The 23,573-nt window shown below is 36.4% G+C and carries 22 protein-coding genes; 11 read left to right on the top strand and 11 right to left on the bottom strand.

The window, feature by feature from the left end; genetic code table 11:
• Positions 1-24 precede the first annotated feature (24 nt).
• The 3 genes from GHT08_RS10560 (at position 25) to GHT08_RS10550 (ending at position 5,088) form a co-directional block, all read left to right on the top strand.
• Positions 25-3,258, top strand: a complete 3,234-nt coding sequence (locus GHT08_RS10560) for a type 2 lanthipeptide synthetase LanM family protein (RefSeq protein ID WP_163581376.1) — start codon at positions 25-27, stop codon at positions 3,256-3,258.
• Between the two features lie 165 nt (positions 3,259-3,423).
• A complete protein-coding gene (locus tag GHT08_RS10555) occupies positions 3,424-4,338 on the top strand; it encodes an ATP-binding cassette domain-containing protein (protein WP_163581375.1) in 915 nt (304 codons plus the stop codon).
• The gene (locus GHT08_RS10550; protein ID WP_163581374.1) at positions 4,339-5,088 is read left to right on the top strand and encodes an ABC transporter permease; all 750 of its coding nucleotides are present in this window, start codon (positions 4,339-4,341) and stop codon (positions 5,086-5,088) included.
• Between the two features lie 19 nt (positions 5,089-5,107).
• Here the strand turns inward: GHT08_RS10550 and GHT08_RS10545 are convergent, their stop codons facing one another.
• Both GHT08_RS10545 and GHT08_RS10540 read right to left on the bottom strand, forming a co-directional pair.
• On the bottom strand, positions 5,108-5,626 hold the full coding sequence (locus GHT08_RS10545) for a winged helix-turn-helix domain-containing protein (protein ID WP_163581373.1): 519 nt from the start codon (positions 5,624-5,626) through the stop codon (positions 5,108-5,110).
• 17 nt (positions 5,627-5,643) lie between these two features.
• Positions 5,644-7,818, bottom strand: a complete 2,175-nt coding sequence (locus GHT08_RS10540) for a peptidase domain-containing ABC transporter (protein ID WP_163581372.1) — start codon at positions 7,816-7,818, stop codon at positions 5,644-5,646.
• Positions 7,819-7,998: 180 nt separating this feature from the next.
• On the opposite strand from GHT08_RS10540, the gene GHT08_RS10535 reads away from it, so the two are divergent.
• From GHT08_RS10535 to GHT08_RS10520, 4 genes are all read left to right on the top strand, one after another.
• Positions 7,999-8,691: a response regulator transcription factor gene (locus GHT08_RS10535; protein ID WP_163581371.1), complete on the top strand. Its 693-nt coding sequence runs from the start codon at positions 7,999-8,001 to the stop codon at positions 8,689-8,691.
• Entirely contained in the window at positions 8,679-9,620 is a 942-nt protein-coding gene (locus tag GHT08_RS10530) for a sensor histidine kinase (protein ID WP_163581370.1), read from the top strand. The genes GHT08_RS10535 and GHT08_RS10530 overlap by 13 nt, the downstream gene beginning before the upstream one ends.
• Positions 9,621-9,716: 96 nt before the next feature.
• Entirely contained in the window at positions 9,717-10,442 is a 726-nt protein-coding gene (locus GHT08_RS10525; protein ID WP_163581369.1) for an ABC transporter permease, read from the top strand.
• Between the two features lie 89 nt (positions 10,443-10,531).
• Positions 10,532-10,939, top strand: coding sequence for a disulfide oxidoreductase (locus tag GHT08_RS10520; protein WP_163581368.1), 408 nt, complete (start codon positions 10,532-10,534; stop codon positions 10,937-10,939).
• A gap of 193 nt (positions 10,940-11,132) precedes the next feature.
• Here the strand turns inward: GHT08_RS10520 and GHT08_RS10515 are convergent, their stop codons facing one another.
• Together GHT08_RS10515 and GHT08_RS10510 are read right to left on the bottom strand one after the other, a co-directional pair.
• Positions 11,133-11,963: a methyl-accepting chemotaxis protein gene (locus GHT08_RS10515; protein WP_163581367.1), complete on the bottom strand. Its 831-nt coding sequence runs from the start codon at positions 11,961-11,963 to the stop codon at positions 11,133-11,135.
• A gap of 118 nt (positions 11,964-12,081) precedes the next feature.
• Complete coding sequence (locus tag GHT08_RS10510) at positions 12,082-12,831, bottom strand: SDR family NAD(P)-dependent oxidoreductase (RefSeq protein ID WP_163581366.1); 750 nt, start codon at positions 12,829-12,831, stop codon at positions 12,082-12,084.
• Positions 12,832-13,161: 330 nt separating this feature from the next.
• On the opposite strand from GHT08_RS10510, the gene GHT08_RS10505 reads away from it, so the two are divergent.
• Both GHT08_RS10505 and GHT08_RS10500 read left to right on the top strand, forming a co-directional pair.
• On the top strand, positions 13,162-14,352 hold the full coding sequence (locus GHT08_RS10505; protein ID WP_163581365.1) for an MFS transporter: 1,191 nt from the start codon (positions 13,162-13,164) through the stop codon (positions 14,350-14,352).
• A 91-nt stretch (positions 14,353-14,443) separates the two neighbouring features.
• Positions 14,444-15,388 (top strand): NADP-dependent oxidoreductase, encoded by a 945-nt coding sequence (locus tag GHT08_RS10500; protein WP_163581364.1) that lies wholly within the window; start codon positions 14,444-14,446, stop codon positions 15,386-15,388.
• Positions 15,389-15,507: 119 nt separating this feature from the next.
• Here the strand turns inward: GHT08_RS10500 and GHT08_RS10495 are convergent, their stop codons facing one another.
• The 3 genes from GHT08_RS10495 to GHT08_RS22395 form a co-directional block, all read right to left on the bottom strand.
• Positions 15,508-16,074 carry a permease gene (locus GHT08_RS10495; protein WP_163581363.1) on the bottom strand — a complete coding sequence of 189 codons (567 nt, stop codon included), beginning with the start codon at positions 16,072-16,074 and terminating at the stop codon, positions 15,508-15,510.
• 367 nt (positions 16,075-16,441) lie between these two features.
• Complete coding sequence (locus tag GHT08_RS10490) at positions 16,442-17,542, bottom strand: M24 family metallopeptidase (protein ID WP_163581362.1); 1,101 nt, start codon at positions 17,540-17,542, stop codon at positions 16,442-16,444.
• 14 nt (positions 17,543-17,556) lie between these two features.
• Positions 17,557-17,685 carry a hypothetical protein gene (locus tag GHT08_RS22395; protein ID WP_272953893.1) on the bottom strand — a complete coding sequence of 43 codons (129 nt, stop codon included), beginning with the start codon at positions 17,683-17,685 and terminating at the stop codon, positions 17,557-17,559.
• A gap of 268 nt (positions 17,686-17,953) precedes the next feature.
• Between GHT08_RS22395 and GHT08_RS10480 the strand changes: the two genes are divergently transcribed.
• Positions 17,954-18,100: a hypothetical protein gene (locus tag GHT08_RS10480; RefSeq protein ID WP_163581361.1), complete on the top strand. Its 147-nt coding sequence runs from the start codon at positions 17,954-17,956 to the stop codon at positions 18,098-18,100.
• 70 nt (positions 18,101-18,170) lie between these two features.
• Here GHT08_RS10480 and GHT08_RS10475 read toward each other — a convergent pair whose 3' ends face one another.
• From GHT08_RS10475 to GHT08_RS10460, 4 genes are all read right to left on the bottom strand, one after another.
• A complete protein-coding gene (locus tag GHT08_RS10475) occupies positions 18,171-18,527 on the bottom strand; it encodes a DoxX family protein (RefSeq protein WP_163581360.1) in 357 nt (118 codons plus the stop codon).
• A 69-nt stretch (positions 18,528-18,596) separates the two neighbouring features.
• The gene (locus GHT08_RS10470; protein ID WP_163581359.1) at positions 18,597-19,454 is read right to left on the bottom strand and encodes an RNA polymerase sigma-70 factor; all 858 of its coding nucleotides are present in this window, start codon (positions 19,452-19,454) and stop codon (positions 18,597-18,599) included.
• Positions 19,454-20,728 carry a phytoene desaturase family protein gene (locus GHT08_RS10465; RefSeq protein WP_163581358.1) on the bottom strand — a complete coding sequence of 425 codons (1,275 nt, stop codon included), beginning with the start codon at positions 20,726-20,728 and terminating at the stop codon, positions 19,454-19,456. The genes GHT08_RS10470 and GHT08_RS10465 overlap by 1 nt, the downstream gene beginning before the upstream one ends.
• Before the next feature lie 150 nt (positions 20,729-20,878).
• Entirely contained in the window at positions 20,879-21,529 is a 651-nt protein-coding gene (locus tag GHT08_RS10460; protein ID WP_163581357.1) for an SDR family oxidoreductase, read from the bottom strand.
• Between the two features lie 348 nt (positions 21,530-21,877).
• Between GHT08_RS10460 and GHT08_RS10455 the strand changes: the two genes are divergently transcribed.
• On the top strand, positions 21,878-23,398 hold the full coding sequence (locus tag GHT08_RS10455) for a malate:quinone oxidoreductase (protein ID WP_163581356.1): 1,521 nt from the start codon (positions 21,878-21,880) through the stop codon (positions 23,396-23,398).
• The last annotated feature ends 175 nt before the right edge of the window (positions 23,399-23,573 follow it).

Genomic DNA, 23,573 nt, shown 5'->3' with positions numbered 1-23,573 from the left:
TTATTTAAAAAGGAGGATTTAATCATGGAAGGAAAATACAAACTAGGAAGCTATCTATCAGAAAGAGTTTTAACAGATAACTTCTCTGCTTTTATAGATGAGGAAAAGGCAAGATCATTATATGAAAAATGGTGCAAGGAAATCGGCGTCAATAAAAAAGAGCTACTGGACGAATATTTAAGCTCCTACCAATTAAGTGATCAGGAGTTTTTGCATTATATTGATAAACGAAGAGATATGGATTGGGTGACAGAGCATGCTTGGATGCATAAATGGGAGGAAATCATAGAGATAACACGTAGAAAGCCACAATCGGAAATAGATTCCTTAATGAAACCAATGGATTTCCCTTTCTCCAGGGGAGTATCCCCATTAATCGTATGGGCAAAGGACCAACTTACTAACCTATGGAATAACTTATCTAAAACCTATGAACTAGATAAACAGTCTATTCGATCATTAAATGAGGATCTACTTTATAATTTGTGTAGAAGGTTAACCTTAGTTGCAGCCCCTTCTTATACACTGGAGATGCATATTGATAAGATGCTGAACAAATTAGAAGGAGAAGATTCTAAGGAAAGATATAATAGTTTTATTCGGAATAGAGTGTTAGAAATAGATGCTCTGAATAAAACTTTAACAGATTATCCAGTACTCATTAGACTTTTTGTTACATATACAGAGAATTGGGTTCATTTTATCACAGAAGCAATCGAAAGATTTTACCAGGATAAAGAACAAATGGAGATCCAAATGCAGCTGTCTGTAGACAGTATCAAAAAGATAGAAGGTGGAATTTCTGATCTCCATCGAAAAGGGAAGAGTGTGTTGGTTTTTTATTTTAACAATGGAAAGAAAGTCTTATACAAGCCGAAGTCATTGGCCATTAGTAAGCACTTCCAAGATCTATTATCCTGGATCAACCAGAAAGGATTTACCTGTCCATTTCCTATACAAAAGATAATCGATCATGATGAATATGGATGGGAGGAATTTATCGACAAGAAGGACTGTGAGCAAGAATCGCAAGTGAAGAATTTCTATTTTAGACAAGGTGGATATTTAGGCGTTCTATATCTGCTAGAGGCAACTGATTTTCATTATGAAAATATTATTGCCTCTGGTGAATATCCTGTTTTGATTGATTTAGAATCTCTCTTTCATCATAGGGAAGATGCTCCCGGCCCTCGTTCTTCTGCTATGATGCACGCGAAGGAAAAATTAGAAAGTAGTGTATTAAGAACACAATTACTTCCGTTTTTAGTAGGTGGATATAATCAGGACCAAGGAATGTCAGAAATAAGTGGATTAGGTGGTAAAGGCGGGCAGCAAACCCCTTTTACGAGAATGGATTGGGACAATATTGGTACAGATGAAATGAAGGTTGTTCGAAGAAAAGGCACAACAAGAGATGCAAATAATTTGCCCGTATTAAATGGAGAATCAATTGAATTATTGCATTACAAGGAGGATTTAATTAATGGTTTTGAAACGATTTATAAGCTATTGATGGAGCATAAGGAAGAGTTACGTCAGTTTATCACTATTTTTAAAGAAGACAAGACACGGCAAGTGCTACGACCAACCTATGTATATGCTTTATTGTTAGAAGGTGGTCACCATCCGGATTTTTTACAAAATGGCATCGATCGAGAGCGATTAATGGGTCGACTATGGTCAGGTTTAGATAAGGCAATGCATCTTAAAAAAGTCGTCTCAGCAGAAATAGATGATTTGCTGATAGGTGACATCCCTTATTTTTATACCAAGCCTGATTCGAAGGACCTTTGGACAAGTAATGATCAACAAATAAAGGACTATTTTCCAAAAGACAGCTTTTCACAAGTGTTAAAAAGGTGTGAGGACTTAAGCTACGATGATCTCGAGGATCAAACGGAAATTATCAAAGCATCACTAGGTGTTGGCAACAAAGACCATGAATTTAAACAAGTAAAACAAAAGAATAGCGCTATATCCTCCGATCATGGTGCCTCCATTTATGATGATACGAATCGCGGCGACTTTTTGGATGCGGCCATTGATATTGGGAATCACTTAGCTTCTAAAGCGATTTGGGGCAATGATCGAAAGGACGTTACTTGGTTAGGATTACAGTGGATGGGTAACTATTCCCAATGGCAATATTCCTTATTAGATGCAGGTCTTTACAACGGTTTATCTGGCATTGCCTATTTCACCTCCTATCTAGCAAAGGAAACGAATATAGAAAAATTCAAGGATTTATCTCTTGCTGCACTAAATGCAGCCTTATATTTCACACAAAATGATCAATATTTGAAGAATATTTCCGCCTATCAGGGTAATAACTCTGTTGTTTACACGATGATTCATTTATCACAGATCTGGAATAATACCGATCTATTGGAACAAGCGATCGTTGAAGCACATCACTTAAAAGATTATATAGATCACGATAAAGAGTATGATGTGTTAGGAGGAGTGGCCGGTGCTATTCCTGTATACTTACAGCTGTATAATGTAACGGGAGATAAAGCTTTTCTAGATAATGCGCTTCATTGTGGAGAGCACCTCATCTGCAATGCCCAAAAAACAGAGCATGGATATGGCTGGGTTAATAGCACTGCTCACCGACCTGTTGTTGGATTTTCCCATGGTAGTGCTGGAATTGCTTGGTCCCTTTCTTTATTATACGATCATACGGGAGATTCTTCTTTTAAGCAGATGGCGCAACAGGCACTAGAATATGAAAGATCACTGTTTCTTCCTGAGCATAATAACTGGTTAGATTACCGTGTTCCTGGGGATCAACAGCTAGTAGGTCCACACTGGTGTAATGGAGCTCCTGGAATCGGTATTTCCAGAATGTTAATGAGTGATAGCTTCGAGGATAAACAATTCAAGGAAGAAATCAGGATTACGACTCAATTAACGAAGGAAACGATCAATGATAGTCATTGTTTGTGTCATGGTGATTTAGGAAATCTTTTGTTCCTGCAATTTGCTGCAGCAAAATCAAATGATTCATCTCTACAAAAAATGGTGGATCTAAAGGCTCAGCATATCTTAAAGACGATTGAATCTGTGTCAGACTGGGCGTGTGGCTCCATACCAGGGGTACAAATGCCTGGCCTTATGCTCGGGCTTTCTGGAATTGGACATGGACTTCTCCAGCTAGCAAGACCTCATGAAGTCCCTTCTCCATTATATTTAGAGCCTCCAAAAAATAGTCAAAAGAGGAACTTCGTCGAATATCAAAAGGCCGTTAATAAGTAATTTGACGCTACCATCAGTGGTGGTCTATTTCCCAGCTGATGGTTAGTGATGGCTTTAGGCCGTTTTTTGCAATATAATTTTAAGGTTTTTTTTAGATGATCTTAAAAGTTGATTAAGAAATATCGGTTATAGTAGAAGTAATGATATATAGGGTAGGTGAGGAAATTGGATTATGTATTAAGAACAATGGGTTTGACGAAGCAATATAACGATATTATAGCCGTAGACAATGTAGATATGAATATTCAAAAAGGGCAAATATATGGCTTTCTTGGGCAAAATGGTGCCGGGAAGACGACTACGATGAGAATGATTGTAGGTTTAATTAAACCTTCACGAGGAGAAATGGAGCTATTTGGTGAGCGAATTAATGCAAGCAAACAAAATCGTCCATTTGAGAAAATAGGGGCGATGATCGAAACACCTGGTTTTTATCCAAATCTTACTGGTGAAGAAAACTTAGAGATTCATAGACGATTAATGGGTTATCCAGATAAAAATGCGGTGGACGATGCATTAAGGCAGGTTAATTTATTCGAATCTAAAAAGCGAAGGGTTAAAACCTATTCACTAGGTATGAAGCAAAGGTTAGGAATTGCTCGTGCTCTTTTACACGAGCCTGAGCTACTACTTTTAGATGAGCCAACAAATGGACTTGATCCTAGTGGGATAAAAGAAGTAAGAAAGATGATTAAACATTTAGCAAAGGAAAGAAATATTACAGTATTAATATCTAGTCATATTTTAAGTGAGGTGGAGCAATTAGCCGAAAAGATCGGCATTATTCATAAAGGTAAATTGCTTAAAGAGATTAGCTCGGAAACAATAGGAGAAATGAACAGACATTATATAGAGTTTCAAGTCAATGATGACCAAATGGCTACTTTCTTATTAGAAGAAAAACTTGACATCCATGATTTTCAAATTGTTGAACCAGGAATTATCCGAGTATATGAAAATTTAAATGATAGTACGAAGATAAACAAGCTATTTATTCAAAACAATATTGATGTAAATAAGATAGATATTTCCAAAGATACATTGGAAGATTATTTCATAGAGCTTACGGAGGGGGCCTAGATGTTTTTTAATGTGATCTATACCGAATTATTAAAGCTGAAACGTTCGATTATTCTTTGGATTTTGCCGATTGCTACGATTGTCCCGATCATCTTAAGCTTCTTACCTTTGTATATGACAAAGCTACAAGAAGGGGAAGACGCGAATTATTTATTCACTTTATTGCAAGGGAATTTAGCTTTCCTAAATCTTATCGTTGGTGTCCCTTTGTTTGCTTTAATAGCGAGCTACATTTTTTCTATGGAGTATCAGCAGCGAACCGTGAATTATTTATTTACTTATCCCTATTCACGGTTACACTTTTTGTTAGGGAAAATGACGGTCATTCTTATCCTGATGACTTTCGTTATTTTTTCTTCCTTTCTTATTAGCTTGGGCTTAGGGATAGGCTTTCTAAAGGCTTCTGTAGATGAAGAGATGCTGCTTCACTATTTGACTATATATTTGTTAGTTATCCTGATGCAATTCGCATTAATTCCATTATCGATTCTTCTTACTGTATGGAAAAAAAATATCTTACTACCCATGTTTGTGTCTGTTATTTTGGCCGTTGTTGCGGGTTTGATTATGGAGTATGATATTGCGACACTATTCCCATGGTCTATCCCTTCTCGTATTGCATTTAGCTTAACCGATTATTATAACTTTGCTTCCTTCAGCTATAACCTGTCCATTGTTTCTTTGATCCTTGTTTTTTATATTCCGTTAATGCTAAGTATTGGTTATTATCGAAAGATTGACGTTCATTAAGAAAGAGAAGGAAGACACCTTACTCTTCCTTCTCTAAATAATGAAGATGATCCATGCGCTTAAGCTCATAGCCATATCTTCTATGTGTGATAAGAATCGAGGGATATTTTGGATATGGTTCGATTTTTTTCCTCAATCGATTGATATAGACATATAGATTATCTGTACCAACGGGTGTATCAATTCCCCAAACCTGGTCAAGTAGTCGATCTGTTGTTACAACTGAATTTAAGTTTTCTAATAACAGACAGATAATTTCATATTCAATTGTAGATAAAGGAAGCTCGAGGTTTTCCTTTTTTCTGTAGACAGATCTTTTTCTTACATCTAGGATGATATTCTCATGGAATCTATAATAAAAAGGGAGGCTTTTCGTCATATGTTTTAAGGATTTGGAGCTAAGTACGCTTACATTATTTGATTCTACTGGTAGCTCAACAGTGTCGTTAACATAAACAAAATTAAAATTATATTCCGTAAGCAAATTTCTCAATTTTTGTAATGTTCTTTCATCCTCATTAATTAATGTGATGAACATTATTTATTTCCTCCTTTTTAATTACCGATTAGTTCTTCCTTTATATTCTGCTTCTGTCCACGATAAAGAGCTGAGTACTGACCATTTTTGTTTAATAGTTCCTCATGTGTGCCTTTCTCTACTATTTTTCCTTTATCCATGACATAAATACAGTCTACTTCTTTGATGGTGCTTAATCGGTGGGCAATGATAATTTGAGTAATATTTAGTGATTGTAAATTCTCAGAGATAATAGCTTCCGATTGATAATCTAATGAACTGGTTGCTTCATCCATAATCAGAATGGATGGTTGCTGTGCTATAGCTCTTGCAATTAATAATCTTTGGCGCTGTCCACCAGAAAAATTCTCACCTCCTTCGGTCAAAATCGTATGGTAACCCATAGGGAAGCTAATAATTTCATCATGGATATACGCCAGTTCTGCAGCTAGTTTAACTTGTTCATTAGAAATATTCTTATTTTCCATTCGTATATTTTCTAAAACAGATTTATTGAATAACGTGGTTTCCTGTAATATCGTTCCGATTTGTTTTCTTAAGCTAGGTAAATTCAATCTTTGTAGAGATATACCGTCATATAGAACTTGTCCCTCTGAAGGAGTGTATAGACCTAAGAATAATTTGGCTAACGTACTTTTTCCTGAACCAGAAGAGCCTACTATTCCAATTTTCTCTCCCGGTGATATCTTAAGATGAATGTCTTTAAGGATTGGATCACTAAAATCATCGTATTGAAAACTTACATGATGTAACTCAATTTGCCCTTGGAGCCTCGGAGGATCTGTCTTTAATATGTTTGTTATACCTTTTGTTTGTTGATCTTCCTCAGTTTTGGTTAACATGACGTCATTTATTTTTTGGATGTAAGAATTTATCAGTAACCAATCATTATATGTTTGACCTAAGGATGATATAGGTGCTAAAAAAGCGGCGGACAGAGCATTAAAAGCTAATAAGGTTCCCAAGCTGATTTGTCCATTTATCACATAGTAAGCCCCTACTGCGATAAGTAGAGCCGGAGCTAAAACTAGGATGCCGTTTGCAAAAGAGTCGAGGCTAGAGGTCCAAAAAGTTCTTTTTTGTGTTATTTGTATTTGATGGCTAAATTTCTTCCACCAGCCCTCGTAAACCTGTTCTTCAACAGATAATGTTTTTACATCTGTCATCCCATGTAAAAATTCAGCGAGAAAGCTTTGCGTTTTTGCTTGGGCATTGACATCTCTATCTGTGAGTCGTTTCGTTACTGATCTACTGATGAGTACGGATAGGAATATCATGATGCCTAAGGAGATGACGAGCATGCCCATAACGACTGATTGTATTAACATAAAGGTTGCATAGGTGAATAACAGGATGATATCGATCATAAGCGTGATGGATCGGTTGGAGAGAATCTGTCGGATAATAATATGAGAATTAGAATTAAATACTAAATCTCCAACACTTCTTTCCTCGAAAAATGAATAAGGAAGTTTCAGCAGATGACTAACAAATCTTTTCATTAAACTTTCATCAAATAATGTTTGCATTTTGGCTATCAGAAAGGATCTTAAAATCGAAAATATTTCATAAAACAAGAATAAACTAAGGATGATGTACAGGATGGTAGGAAGGATTTCTGTATCTTCTGGTACGATTACATTGTCTGTTATCCATCCAATCGTGATCGGGGTGATGATCCCGAATATTTGTAATAACAAGGAGGACACACAGATGAACATAATCAGATTCTTATTCTGAATAATGATTTCAACAAAAGAGCGGAAATTGCCTTGTGCTTTCATCTTCTTAAAATTCTTGGATGGCGTGAATTCGATTAAATAACCAGAGTAACGATTTTGAAATTCCTCTAAAGGGATTTTGGCTTTTCCATTGTTAGGGTCGACTATGTAGGCTTTACGCTTGGTTACCTTATTTAAAACGACATAATGATTATTATCGAAATGAATTAAACACGGTAATTTCATTTTGTGTAGTTGGGCAGTAGGGCACTGATAGGATTTCGTGTTTAAATCATAATAGGAAGCAATGTTCACTAAATCCTTGAATGATAAGCCATCTCTAGAAACTTTAAAATGATTTCGCATATCGGACAAAGAGATATGATGTTGATGATAATGAAGTATCATAGCAATACAGGCAAGTCCACATTCACTTTCCTGCATTTGTTGAATGTATGGAACTCTTTTCAATGGTATACCTCCTATTTTCATTTTTACCCATTTATGGGATAATAATCTTTAATTCATTCTACCTTAACAATATTACATAACTATAAGAAAAGTCTTAATTAAACCTTAAATTTGGAAATTATGTCATATTTTAATGAATTTCACATGATTTAATGTAATAATAAAAAGGAGGTGGTTCAGATGGATATTAAAATTCTTCATGCAGAAGATGATAGGGAGATTAATAATCTTGTTTCCAAATATATAAGAAAAGAAGGATATTTGATTGATCAAGTGTACAATGGCGAAGAAGCAGAGCGTTTTTTTAAGCAAAACAGCTATTCCTTAGTCATACTAGACTTAATGCTGCCTCAAATAGACGGATTTGAGTTGTTAAGGCGGTTTAGAATGGAAAAAAATATACCGATCATCGTTCTGTCTGCAAAAAATGAAGATGTGGATAAGATCCTTACACTAGGATTAGGGGCAGATGATTACATCATGAAACCATTTAGTATGGGTGAGCTGATAGCAAGGGTCAAAGCCCAGCTAAGAAGGTACCTCTATCTCAATGATATTCATGATCAGCAGCCTACAAAAATAACAAAGGGAATATTCGAATTAGATCTCATTACGTACACACTTAAAAAAGAAAATAAAACGATCAATCTGACGAAAACAGAATTCGAATTGTTAAAATTATTGATGCGTAATCCCGGAAAGGTTTTTCCAAAATCTCAAATCTACCATAGTATATGGCAGGAGAATTATGTAACCGATGAGAATACGATTATGGTTCATATAAGTAAATTAAGGACAAAAATTGAGGATGACCCTGCAAAACCAAAATACTTACAAACGATTTGGGGGATCGGATATAAGTGGAATTCTTAGTAATCTTTATCCTGTTCATCATTGCGATGTCTCTACTTTTGTACTATCTCTATAAAATAAACGTGTCGGTTAAGAGATGGAATAAAAATATAGATTTAGCAATCGAAGGTAATTACAATGTGCGATTTTTTGTAATGCCCTATACACCAAGAAGAATGGTTAAACTCGCTATTAAGCTAAATAAATTGTTGCAAGCGATTCAGAAAATGGCGGAAAGGCAGTCTTATTTAGAATCAACGCGCAAGCAAATGATTGCTAATATGTCACATGATCTAAGGACTCCGTTAACGTCTATTCTGGGCTATTTAGAAGCGATCAAAAATGATCCTAATCTGACAGGTGCAGAAAAAGAAGAGTTTATCGAAATTATCAGGATGAAAGCAGAAAAACTGAATCATCAAATCTATGATTTTTTTGAATTAGCAAAGATTGAATCAGAAGATATCTCGTTAAAAATGGAAAAAGTTAATTTAAAGGAAAAAGCGGAAGAAACGATCCTAATGTTTTATCAGGATTTTGTCGATGCAGGAATTGAAGTAGAGGTAGATCTTCCAGGAGAACCTGTATATATAAAAGGAGATCAATTAAGTATAGACAGGATCTTATATAATTTAATTTCCAATGCGTTAAAATACGGTAAAGATGGGAAAAAAGTCGGCTTACATGTAGTGAAGGAAAATGATCAGGTAGTACTTGAAATATGGGATTCAGGCCAAGGAATCCCAGCAAACGATTTTTCCAAGTTGTTTGAAAGGCTTTATACAAGTGAGAGATCTAGAAGTCAGAAATCGTTCAAAGGTAGTGGTCTAGGCTTAACGATCACAAAAAAGCTAGTACAAATGCACGGAGGTACGATTGAGGTAAGTAGTATCCCTATGGAAAGGACTACTTTTTCTGTACATTTCCCTCTTATTGACAAAGATATATAGCGTAAAACTTTAAGAAATATTTAAGTTGTTTTTTACATCTTTTTAAGAGTCATTGTTTAAAATGAACATATAAAGTGAAGGGGAGATGTAAAGATTATGCTTAGTATTATTCAAACAGAACTATTAAAATTGAAAAGATCTTGGATTGCTTTATTGTTTATCATGGGCAGTTTGGCTAATGCCATTTTTAGTATTGCTTCTCCTAATAATAATGATTTATTGTGGTCAGATGTCTTAGTCAAATCCTCCACCTATATCAACCTCATGATAGGAGCTCCATTATTTGCATTGTTTGCTGGATTTATTATCGCACAAGAATATCAGCAAAACACGATTAACCAGCTTTTTACCTATCCACGATCAAGGCAGCAAATATTAATCGCAAAATTTATTGTCATTTTTCTTCTGATTTTTGCTACTATATTTTTATCATTCTTGTTTACTTTATTATTCGGAATGTTTAGAGTGGACCAGACACTAAGCTTTTCCTTACTTGGAGAGTTTTTAGTTTTAAATCTGGTAATCGTATTTCTTCATTTTGCCATCACACCAATTATTGTGATGCTTAGCATTCTTTTCAAAAATTATATTGTCTCGATTGGGATTGGAATTATTGCAGGCTTTTCGTGTGGGTTGTTAGCTACTACACCTTTAGGTATTTATTATCCATGGTCAGGGCCAGTATTAGTGACGTATGATTTCTTGGAATTAATGAATGTGGATGTATCACCTGTTTATTTAACCTTAGCCGTTTGCTTAGTAGTCCCATTGTCGATTTGTTTTAGTTTATATAAAAGAGCAGATATTCATAGTGGAGCATAAATTCTAGTAATCTTAAATGGTTTTTAAGGTCAAATCTTACATAGAAATCTATAATGGGATTAAAACCATGGGTAAGGATGTAATCGCCAATGAAACAGTATTTTATCTATATTGCCTGGATGGTCTCGGTTATCGCAACAATAGGTAGCTTGTTTTTTAGTGAAATCCTACATTTTACTCCTTGTAAATTATGCTGGTTTTCTAGAATCTTGATGTATCCACTCTCTATCATTCTTGGCATAGCCGCTTATTACAATGACTATCGTGTAAAAATCTATGTGCTACCATTCAGCTTATTAGGTATTGGGTTAAGTATTTTCCATTACTTTGACCAAAAAACCACTTTCTTTCGCTCTCTTTCTCATTGCAGTGAGAGTGTACCGTGTAATGGGATGTACATAAACTGGCTTGGCTTTATTACGATTCCGTTTCTCGCATTGTGCGCATTTTTACTCATCTCGCTTTTTCTTTTGATGGCAAAGGAAAAGGTGAGATGATAGCAAAAGTGCGCTACCGCAAAAAGTAACGCACTTGAGCCACTCTTATAATTCTTTCTCATTCGTAGCCATTACTTGCTTATACCAATCAAATGAACTTTCAAAAGATAGACTATTCCCTTAGCGGAGGCATAATACGGAGACTCCTGTGGGACAGCGAGAACTGAAGATCCACTTGAAGTGCTGTATTAGGTTATTGCGAGTGAATCAAACTATCTTTCATGTAATCTTTCAATTTATCAGAGGTTGCTTTTAATTCGTTTACTTGATTAATAAATTCATGGACAAGTTCTGCTTCTTTTTGAGATGTATTAGAAATTTCTTCGTAATCGCTTTGCAATTCGGTTAAGGAATTGGTGATATTCTGTAGTGTTTCTTCAATTTGCCCAGTAGCAGACTTAGAATTATTCGAAAGTTTTCGAATTTCTTCCGCTACTACTCCAAATCCTGCCCCAGCATTGCCGACCCGAGCTGCCTCAATGGATGCATTTAGTCCAAGTAAGTTTGTTTGCTCACTAATGTTGTTGATAGTGCCAGCAATATCTTTAATGTTGCTAGAATATTCTACTGTATTGTTCGTTTGCTCTTGCATAGTTGCTGTTTTATCCGTTAAACTTTCTGCGTTTTGAGCAATGTCATTTACTCTTTCTGTTAAGGAATCGGCAATTTTTTCGACAGATTCAATAATACTATGTAAAACCTCTTTCTTTTTGGTACTCACGGCGGCATTAATTGCACCTATCATGTCACCATCATTATTTTTGACCGGAATGGAAATGCTATCAAAAGGTATTCCGAATTCTTCTGCAGAGACAGGTACAACCGTGGTACCTTCTTTGTTGACCATTGCATAATTTAAGTAACTTTCTGGTAATGGGTCACCTGGCTTGTGTCCGAAATCTAATTCTGAGCTAGGCGAGTAGTACAAATATTTCTCATGATCAAAAACGGTGATCATGACTTCTTCTCGCATGATTGATTTAATATAAGGTATCGATGTTATAAAAGCTTCTATCTGATTCATGTAGTACTCCTTTTTAGTATATTATCATGGTGCTAACGTCTGTAAGACCGCCACTTCAAATTTTTAATGGCGAATAAAGTAGGGTTAACAGACGCTAACACCCGATCATCATCTCAATTTACTTTGTATTGGTAAATCCGCCATCAATGCGAATTACTTCACCATTAATATACTGTGCTTGGGACATTAGTAAGAACGTAACTAGTTCCGCTACTTCCTCAGGTGTACCCAGACGCTTTTGAGGAATACCGCTCGTTGCATTTTCTTTCATTTTAGGGTTTGCTTCATAAAATTCTTTGACCATCGGTGTTTCTGTTGGACCTGGAGCAATTGCGTTTACACGTAATCCATCTTTTGCATATTCGGCAACCATACTTTTGGTTAGACCGACAATACCGTGCTTCGTTGCAGAATAAGTAACAACTGAATCTTGACCAGTCACACCTGCGCTTGAAGAAGTATTAACAATCGAACCGCCACCATTTTTAAGCATGATCTCAGCTACATATCGTACACCATATAGCGCTCCTAATAGATTGATCCCGACAATCTGTTCAATTTCTGAAACCTCCGTTTTTAGGAAGTATTCACCACTTCCAGAGATGCCAGCATTGTTGAAGAAATAATCAATTGTACCGAAATGTTCAACCGTTTGATCTACATATCGCTTTACATCCTCTGCTTTAGAAACATCTGCTTTAACAAAGATCGCATCTACGCCGATTTCTTTTAATTTTTCAACGGTTTCGTTGCCACCTTGTTCATCTACATCAGCTATTGTAATATTTACACCTTCTTGTGCTAATCGATATGCGGTAGATTGTCCTAATCCACTACCGCCACCGGTTATAATCGCAACTTTACTCATGGATATCCACTCCTTTTTTTAGTCCTTAATAACTAAACTCGCTATAAATGATAATATCTCACTTGTTAGATTGACAATAAATTTAGCTTGGTATGCGAAAGTTTGCATCCATAGAACTAGGCTATGAGCTAATAATTGACATCTGCTACTCAAGATGGTTTCCATTCCGGTATAGAATTGCCATAATATTGTGAATTATACAGCTTAGGTGCATAGTGTTTTCCCTTTATTAAGAATAGGAGTATCATATTATTTAGAGAGACGAAATAAATAGAAGAAGGGATTATTATTTTAAATCAAGAACAACTAGCAAAGCGTAATCTGTCCATTATGTGGTTTGCGAACTTTTTTATTGCAGCAAGTATGACGATGGTGATACCATTTCTGTCTTTATATATTGGAACATTAGGCAATTATACCGACGGCTATGTGCAAAAATGGTCTGGTTGGGTATTTGCTATTACATTTTTAATTGCATTTATTGTCTCACCAATATGGGGGAGATTTGGTGATAAACATGGTCGTAAAACATTTTTAGTGATAGCAGGTTTTGGTTTAGGGATCTGTGTGTTACTAATGGGATTTGTAACAAATGTCCCACAGCTATTTATCTTACGCATGTTTATGGGATTTTTTACTGGTTTTATTTCGATGTCACAAGCATTTATTTCTACTCAAACACCAAAGCATACCGCTGGCAAGGTGTTAGGAACATTGCAAACAGGTAATGTAACAGGTAGCTTATTAGGCCCATTGTTTGGTGGGATATTAGCGGATACGATTGGCTATGCCGCAACTTTCCAACTAACATCTGTTACATTGTTTATCGCTGCTTTCTTTGTCGTATTTGGTGTGAAAGAGGTAAAATTTGAAACAACGATGGCAGAAAGCACAAATTACTCAGTTTTAGAAGTCCTTAAACACATTATGAGTAATCCTGTGCTTGTGATGGTTATGGTTGTATCGATGTTTGTTCAAGTTGCAAACTTTAGTATTCAGCCAATTTTATCTTTATATGTTGATGAAATACATGGAGCGAATAGTATTGCTTTCTTTTCAGGGCTTGCATTTTCCGCAGCAGGACTTGGAAATCTTTTTATGTCACGTAATTGGGGTAAATTAGGAGACCGAATTGGTTATGAAAAGGTCTTAATCATTTTATTAATGTTGTCTGCGGTATTCTTCATACCAGGAGCCTTAGTTGATAATATCTGGCAATTAGTGATCGTTCGATTCTTATTAGGTATAGCAATTGGTGGTGTGATCCCAATTAGAACAGCATATATTCGCCAAGTAACACCATTGAATATTCAAGGTGAAGTGTTAGGTTACAATACTAGTGTTCGTTTCTTAGGAAACATTATTGGACCGGTTATTGGTGGCTGGATCGCTGGCTTGTATACTATTTCTACTGTCTTTTATTTCAGTAGTTCACTGTTATTAGTTGGTGGATTAGCATTATTATATACAGTTAAGCATGAAACAAAAGCAAGTGTGGAGCACTATCCTGCACATTCATAGAATCAGAATATTTTCCTTGGTCATACTAAAAATGGTACTATATCCATCTCAGACTGAGTGACTCTGAATAATAAAAAAGGGGTGAATTATCATGGAAACAAGAGCCGTGATTATTAATAAATATGGTAGCAAAGATGTATTAGAAGAAGGCCAAGTAACTCTACCGGAACTAGGGGAGCATCAGGTATTAGTGCGTGTGAAAGCAACGTCGATTAATCCGATTGATTGGAAACTTCGTGAAGGATATTTAAAACAAATGTTTGATTGGGAGTTTCCAATTATTCTAGGTTGGGATGTCGCTGGCGTTATTGAAGCTGTTGGATCAGCAGTATCTGATTGGCAGGAAGGCGATGAAGTATTTGCCCGTCCAGAAACAACACGTTTCGGTACTTATGCGGAGTATACTGTTGTTGATGATCATTTATTAGCGAAAAAACCAGCTAATATATCATTTGAAGAGGCGGCAGCAGTACCACTTGCAGGAATGACAGCCTACCAAGGTTTATTTGATCATGGACACCTAAAAGAAGGAGAGAAAGTGTTAGTTCATGCTGGTGCAGGTGGAGTTGGAACGTATGCAATCCAACTAGCTAAAGAAGCAGGTGCGTATGTATATACGACAGCAAGTGAAAAGAACCATGAACTGCTTCGATCACTTGGTGCAGATGAGGTCATTGATTATCGCACTACTGATTTTAGAGATGTCGTACAAGATATTGATCTTGTATTAGATACAATGGGTGGCGAGGTACAACTTAACAGTTTTGATGTCCTGAAAGAAAATACTGGGCGACTCATAACCGTGGTAGGCGCACCAGATCAGGAAAAAGCAAAAGAGAAAAATGTGGAGACCAAAGGAATTTGGCTGCAACCCGAAGGTAAACAACTTAGTAAGTTAGCTGATCTACTACAAGCGAAAAAAATGAAAAGCATTGTGGGTAGCACTTTCCCATTAACACAGCAAGGCGTTTATGATGCTCATGCATTAAGCGAAACGCATCACGCTGTAGGAAAGATTGTTATTACGGTTGATTAATAGGATGAAGTGAGAAAAGCTCTATCAAATGGTAGAGCTTTTTTTTACATATGTTCGAAATCATATTCTTTATCGTTACCATACAATTGGCTTATCCATTGCGGGAGGATCTTCTCATCCTATAAAAACGCATCAAAGCCTAAAGAAAGGAAAAGAAATACAGTCATCACACATCCAGCTACAATTCCTTTCACTCTGTGTTCAGGTCCTGAAGATTTGAGCGCATATTTGAAATACAGAAAGGAACCAATAGCAATAAGGAGGAATTCCACTAGAATACTTGCAGGCACAGACTGCCATAGTCCTAAACCAAGAAGCGGAAAATTACCTGCATTTCCTGGGAAAATAGGTATATCCGGCCGATGAACAAGCAAATCTAAAATCCAGTGACTAAATATAACAGCACCTATAATCACTCCAGATTTTTTACCCCAAAATTTAGCACCAAGTATTCCAAAGAGAAGTGAAAGTAACAGTGCCCCCACTAAAGAATGAGTGTAGAATGCATAAATCATCATATTAGCATAGCCACCCTCACCGATAGGTTCCATATATTCTAATCCTGCTAAATAAAATGGAATAAATGCGATATCAAGTAATTGTGTACTAACTAATAGTGACCAAACCGGTAATTCTGGCGCTTTACTTTTTACTGCAGCGGCAACTCCGAAGTGACCTGCGAACATATTAAACACCACCTCAAGCATGGAGAATAGTTCATATCATCCAATTTTACTTACAATTGTAACCTATTTTTGTGCTGCTAAATGTAAAATTTTGATTAAATCATACTTATGTTAATTGTTTGTGTGCATAACAAATAAACCATCGTTTTCAAGCGATTCAGCGAAACGCTCGTCTTTCATTCATCCGATTTTCTCTAACTTGTCAAAGTCAATTTGGTGCATTAATTAATAGCAGATTATGTCTAAGTATCCATCAGCGACTAGGAATGGAACTTGGTATCAGCTGAAAAAATGAATACCCGTATAAGCAACTGAAAAGCTCCTTATATGGGTATTTTTACTGCACTTAGAGCGCACTAGCCTTAAATTATTCTATTATTTGAAGTTCTTTGGGGAATTTGGTCAATGTTTCATATCCACCCGTAGTGACTAGCACATCGTCTTCTATTCTAACACCACCGATTCCTGGAATGTATATCCCTGGTTCAATCGTATAAACCATTCCTTTAGTAAGAATGCCATCATTTAGATGACTTATCGAAGGGAATTCATGGACGTTGATCCCCATGCCATGGCCGATCCGATGTGGGAAGTAGTCACCGTATCCTGCATCGGTAATAATATTTCGAGCAGCCTTGTCTAAATCTCCAATACGATTACCTGGCTGACTTATCTCTAAGGAAGCTTGTTGCGCTTTTAATACGGTCTGGTAAATCCCTTTTTGTTTGTCTGTTACTGATTTAAATGCTACGGTTCGTGTAATGTCTGAGCAATATCCATCCAGTATAACTCCTAAATCAAAGAGAACCATATCACCGGCTTTTAATGTTCGATCACCGGGATTTCCATGAGGGTCTCCCGTTTTTTCACCAAATAGAACCATGGTCGAAAAGGACATTTCTCTTATTCCTTTTCTTTTCAATTCATATTCGATTTTTGCTAATACTTCCATTTCACTAATACCTTCTTCGAGTGCATCAATGCCTACTTGAACTCCATAATCAGCCATGTTTGCAGCGCGCCGAATGATCATGATTTCTGCCTCATTCTTCACAACACGCATGTCATTTAATTTTTCTTCTATAGATATGACTTTTGCCCCTGGGAAGAAGGATAGAAACTCTTCACTCCGTTTGTAAGTGAGAACTTCTTTTTCAAAAGCAACTGCTTCCACATTTTCTAGCTGCTTTTTTTCTAATCTAGTTTGAATAAGTTGCCATGGATCTTCGTGATCAGAATATCCAATAATGTCGTATTCCCATCCGGCATCTTTTAATTGACCTGCTTCCATTTCAGGTAGGACAAATACTGGTTGTGCTTGTTTAAATACAAGGATTCCCATCAAACGTTCATGTGGGTCTGTATAAAAATTTGATAAATAAAAGACATTTTCGGTTGAGTTCAAGAAAGATACTTCAATATTCTTCTCGTTCATCCATTCCGTTACTTTTGCTAATCGTTCTTGCATATTTGACACTCCTATCAGGAATTATTCGTTGTTTCCTTCTGTGTGGCTAACGATACAACTATTAATACAATATCCGTATTTAAGTCAAATGGTTTACTGAGTATAATTTCCCAAACTAATGTTATTACAACACCTACAATCATCGAAGAAATACCACCGATGGCATTGACGCGTTTCCAGAAGAATACAGCTAAAATTATATATGGTGTATATATTCCTATCAAATTATTTATGGTTGATCATATTCAAGATAAAAGGTAAAAAAGTCATAACAACTATTATGGTGATCTGGAATCATTGAATCGATCTATTCATGATTCTGGGACTTCTAAAGAATTCTAAAGGGGGAGATGGTTGAATTGGTTAGAAGATAATAAATAATATGCTTTTTTTTCTGCTGTATTTAATTTAGTGTACGTCAGTAAAGGTGTTTCAAAGCAAATTTCTGCTAGTACAGAAGAAGTATCAGCATTTGCAGAAGAGATGGCGAGCATTATTATAGAAGGCGGCTTTTTTCTAAAAGTTATAAAAATGCCATCCGCTATTATCAATCAATGAATAATAGCGGATGGACCTGGGTTAGTGCGTAGTTTATAAAGATAGTGGAGCTAATGAAAAGTCTTTTACTTTAGTCTTTCCAAAGAATATAAAGGAGAAAAAACATGACAATATCTAATCTTGCTTCAAATGCGAATTCAAGTAGCCCTGCTTGTAACACAGGCACCTTCGTAAGGAAAATTGCAGCGACTATAATGACTAATAGTGGAATAGCAGCCTTTTTTACATAGTAATTAAAAACGATTAATACCCCGCATATTAATTCTGTAATACCTACAATTAAAACCGCTGCTTGAGGGTAGGGTACACCGTAATTAGCAAATGGCCCGGTAAAATCAGCAACTACTAACTTCATTAGAGCAGAAGCGATAAATACATAGCCAACAACATATCTAATAAGTTGATAGGATGAAATATTTCTTGGCATAAAAAGCCTCCTTAGTCGTTGATAATCTATATATATGCATTAAAGGAGACAAGCTATGCAAAGAAATTCTTAGGGCAACTTATCAGGATTTACGGTTAGATATATTTCATGAACTTTGTTGTTACTAATATAAAAACTCATGATGCTCTGAAGTGCTCCATTTATATAAATCACAATTGCCGGCTGACCATTAACATTCTTAATATCGAGATAAAAGTCTTCTGGAGCCTTTTTGGCTATGCCGTATAATAATGCCAATACGTTGGATAGTGATACAACTGGACGAATAGCAGCATGGACTTTGCCTCCGCCATCAGAATATAGCGTAACATCTTCAGAGATAAGTTCTAATAAAGTATCCATATTCTCTGTTTGAAATGCTTGGATAAAACGAGTGATAATAGATTTGTTTTTCTCATAGTTTAGGCTTTCACCTTTTATGAGTGAGATTTTTTGCTTGGCTCGACTGAAAATTTTCCTGCAGTTTTCTTCTTTCTTTGCAATAACGTTTGCAATTTCTGCGTACGGAAAGCCAAATATTTCTTTTAGAAGAAGGACAGCTCTTTCATCTGGTGTTAAATGTTCCATCATTCGTAAATACGCGATACTTAACCCTTCTTTTTGTAGCACTACCTCAGTTGGATCAAAGTCAGGTGATGGCTCTAGCAATAGAGGTTCGGGATTCCATGGTCCCACGTATTGCTCTCGTTTATACCGGGCAGATTTCAGTAGATCAAGACAGCGGTTCGTCATCATTTTGCAGAGATATGCTTTCTTATTTTCTATCTCCTGTTCTGTTATTTCGAACGCTTTTAAGAAAGTTTCTTGCACTATATCTTCGGTTTCTGATACGGAACCTAATAATCGATACCCTAATGAAAATAATAATGGTTTAAATTGTTGATACTCTTCGTTACTAATTTGCATTATATCATCCCATTTTCTTTTTTTATTATTTCATCAGCTGCTTGTTTCCCACTGCTGATTGCTCCTTCTGACAAAATTGAGTTAGCAGAAGCCCAATCTCCTGCAATATACAAGCCAGGGATATCCGTTTCAGAACGTTTAAGCTTTTGTTCATCCCCTACTTGAGGTAAGCGTTGGTTTACTGTAATGTTAGGGAGAATGCGTTTGGTTATCACATATTGCTGCCACCCAGGCTGTAGTTGTTCTAAAAATAGTTCAAGCTCGTTTTTTACCTCTTTCCCATCTATATGCACATTAGGAGAGTGATATTTAAACACATGAAGAATCGTACTTTTTCTGTCATCAGAGAGGTGGGCAACATTTGAATGTACAGAATAATAGAGAGGGTTAGTGATTCCCATAGCGAACGATAGCTTTGGATTAGGAAGCTGTGTTAAAGCGACATCTAAAGTTGCTCCCTTTACAGGTGTTATTTGGGTAAAAAAACGATGCTGAAGATGATCATCTAGCATGTCATTAAGTTCTTGAGGGTGAGTGGTACAAATCACCTTGTTTGCGAGTATTTCCTCGTTATTAGACAGTATTAATCTATGCTGATCAACTGCTGGGACGATATGTTTTACCACAGAGTTTGACTGTACCTGAATACCTGAAATAACCGCTTTATTGTGGAGTTGATCAATCATCGTCTGCCAACCGCCATCTAGATATAGTACGCCGCGCATGCCAACTTTCAAATGTGATACGATTAATTTAGCGCTCACCTCATCAGGTGCATGACAATAAGTCGTAAGTCTTGCTAATAAATAAAGTAATGACACTACTTTTGGCGATGATGTGATTTGCTTAACCCATTGTTGGAATGTGAGGTCAGCTAAATGTTCGGTATTCACTCTATTTACTTTCATCAAAGCGCTAATCCATTCCAAACGTTCTTTCCAATTAAGAAAACTTGTTGAAAAAAGCTTTGAAGGAGTAAAAGGTGCAACATATTTCGTATTATTTTCGATTATAAAGCCAGTTAATTTTGGTGATTTACCATTAAGATTAATACCTAATTCTTCGAGAATAGGTTTCGCTTTTCCTTTTTTATAAAGAGCATGTGGGCCAAGATTAAAGTATTGGTGTTTTACCTTATCTGTTTTTGCCCTTCCACCAACATGCTTACCTCTTTCTAATATTAATATCGACAAATTGCTTTTAGCTAGATAATTAGCTGCAACATAACCTGCTAATCCCGCACCTACAATGACTACATCCCATTTTTTAGTCATAAGATAGCCTCCTTTTGTTATTTCATAACTCAAGACGAGGGATGTAGTTTATTTGTGACAGAACTTTAAGGAAAAATTCAATGGATGAAAATAAACAGATCCATTCCACCAAACAGGGAAATGGATCTGTCTATACAATGCTTTATGGTTTTAAATCGATTTAATCGCTTCTTCAACGGGAGTATCACCTGTTACCACTTGAAATCTCTTGCCAATCGTTGAATCATTGTTCAAGCTAGCTACAATTACCCTTGCAATGTCTTCTCGCGGAACTTGTCCTCTTTCTACTTTTTCAGCTAGCTGTACTTGGTTTTTGCCCGGCTCATTGGTTAGTCCACCAGGGTGAATGATTGTATAATCTAAATCAGTGGTAGTCAGCCATTCATCCGCATAATGTTTTGCCACTACGTATGGCGCAAAACCTTCTGGAGCTGATTGGATTGCTTCACGACTTGTATCAAATGAGCTGATCATAACATATCGTTTCACATTAGCTTGTTTTGCTGCTTCGATTGTTTTAACAGCACCATCTAGATCGATCATAAGGGTTTTGTCTTTGCCGGTATGTGGGCCAGATCCTGCTGTAAATACAATCGCATCTACTCCTTCGGCAGCCTTAGCGATTACATCAATATCATCTTCCAGATCTACAATCGCCACTTCAGCACCTAAATCTTGAAAATAAGCGGCTTGTTCTTCTTTTCGAATCACTGCTTTTGCTTCCAAATTGTCCTCTTCTTGTATGAATTTTACAAGATGTTTTCCTATCTGACCATTTGCACCTACAACTAATACTTTCATGTACTTCACCCTTTCTAACTTTTCTATATTTTCCATTTTAAAGGTTAAAGGGAGAAAAGTTAAATAATTGATTTATGCCTATCTGGACACCTCCTGTTTTTAGTATGGATCACTTATTCCCAATTATTAGTGCTATATACAAGACACTTATGACATTATTCTTACTTTTTTTCCAACCTTAAATAGTTTATAATTGATAGATGATAGTAGATATTTAAATAATTTTAATATACTGGTGATAGTTAGAAGTGGGAAGAAAAGGTTTATTCCTGAATAATGCCTTGCTTTTTGTTATACCAAAGCAGGAGAGCCTACTCTTTTTTTTGCAGATAAGAAAGGAAGGTTTTAATGAGCGACACACAGAAAAAATCAGATGTTATCTTAATTGGTGCCGGAGTTATGAGTGCGACTTTAGGATCAATGCTGAAAGAGTTAGCACCAGAATGGGATATTACAGTATTCGAGAAGCTCGATAAAGCAGGTGAAGAAAGCTCTAACGAATGGAATAACGCGGGTACAGGTCATGCCGCATTGTGCGAGCTTAACTATACAACGGAAAAGGCAGATGGATCAATCGATACTACTAAAGCCGTAAAAGTTAATGAACAGTTTCAAGTATCGAGACAGTTTTGGTCTTATCTAGTTAAAAGTAATCTGATTAAGAATCCACAAGATTTTATCATGCCAATCCCACATATGAGTTTAGTTCAAGGGGAAGAGAATGTAGCATTTTTGCAAAAACGTTTTGAAGCGTTATCAAATATTCCGCTCTTTAAAGATATGGAATACTCTGATAACCCTGAGAAACTGAAGGAATGGATTCCACTTATAATGGAAGACCGTACCCAAGATCAACCAATTGCAGCAACCAAAATCGACTCAGGAACGGACGTAAACTTCGGTGCTTTAACTCGTAAATTGTTCGATCACTTAGAGGAAACGGACGTGGAAGTGAATTATAAGCATAGTGTGAAAGATATTAAACGAACCAGTGATGGTTCCTGGGAAGTAAAAGTGCATGATCTAGATAACGATAAACTAGAATTTCATACTGCAAAATTCATTTTTATTGGTGGTGGAGGAGGAAGTCTGCCTTTACTACAAAAAACGGGCATTCCCGAGTCCAAAAATATTGGAGGATTCCCGGTAAGTGGTCTGTTTATGGTATGTAACAATCCTGAAATTGTAGAGAAGCATCATGGAAAAGTATATGGCAAAGCTAAAGTTGGTGCTCCGCCAATGTCTGTCCCACATCTTGATACCAGATTTATCGATAACAAAAAATCATTACTGTTCGGACCATATGCCGGTTTCTCACCAAAATTTCTAAAAACCGGTTCCAATTTCGACTTGCTTGGTTCAGTCAAACCGAGTAATGTCTTAACCATGCTATCAGCAGGGGCAAAAGAGCTGGCATTAACGAAATATCTGATCCAACAAGTGCTGTCATCGAAAGAACAACGCATGGATGAATTACGTGAATTTATTCCGAATGCAAAAAGCAAGGACTGGGACATAGTCGTAGCTGGTCAACGTGTACAAGTTATTAAAGACACCGAAGCAGGCGGTAAAGGAACACTACAATTTGGAACAGAAGTTGTTAGTGCTCAAGATGGGTCGATAGCCGCATTGCTCGGTGCATCTCCAGGCGCTTCTACTGCAGTACAAGTTATGCTAGAAGTGTTGGAAAGATGTTTCCCGCAACATATAAAAGAATGGGAACCGAAAATAAAAGAAATGGTTCCATCTTATGGTGTGTCGCTAGCAGAAAATCCTGAAATGTTCCAGGAAATTCATACGGAAACAGAAGAGACACTTGGGCTAACCGTCAATGGCCCGATTAGCGGTGCAGAATCAAAAAGTAGTTAATTGAACATATGGAATGCCGGCTTTCTTATGGAAATCACCGGCATTTTTCTTTTGCATAAATTAAATCGCAAAAGTTGCCAGAGAACTAGCCGAAGTTGCCAGTAAATCATAAAAGTTGCCAGAGAACTAGCTAGAGTTGCCAGTAAATCATAAAAGTTGCCAGAGAACTAGCTAG

The organism is Gracilibacillus saliphilus (assembly GCF_010994085.1).
GTDB classification, from domain to species: domain Bacteria; phylum Bacillota; class Bacilli; order Bacillales; family Amphibacillaceae; genus Gracilibacillus; species Gracilibacillus lacisalsi.
The sequence above is the reverse complement of the archived record's forward strand: the minus strand, read 5'-3'. Positions and strand labels throughout refer to the sequence as shown.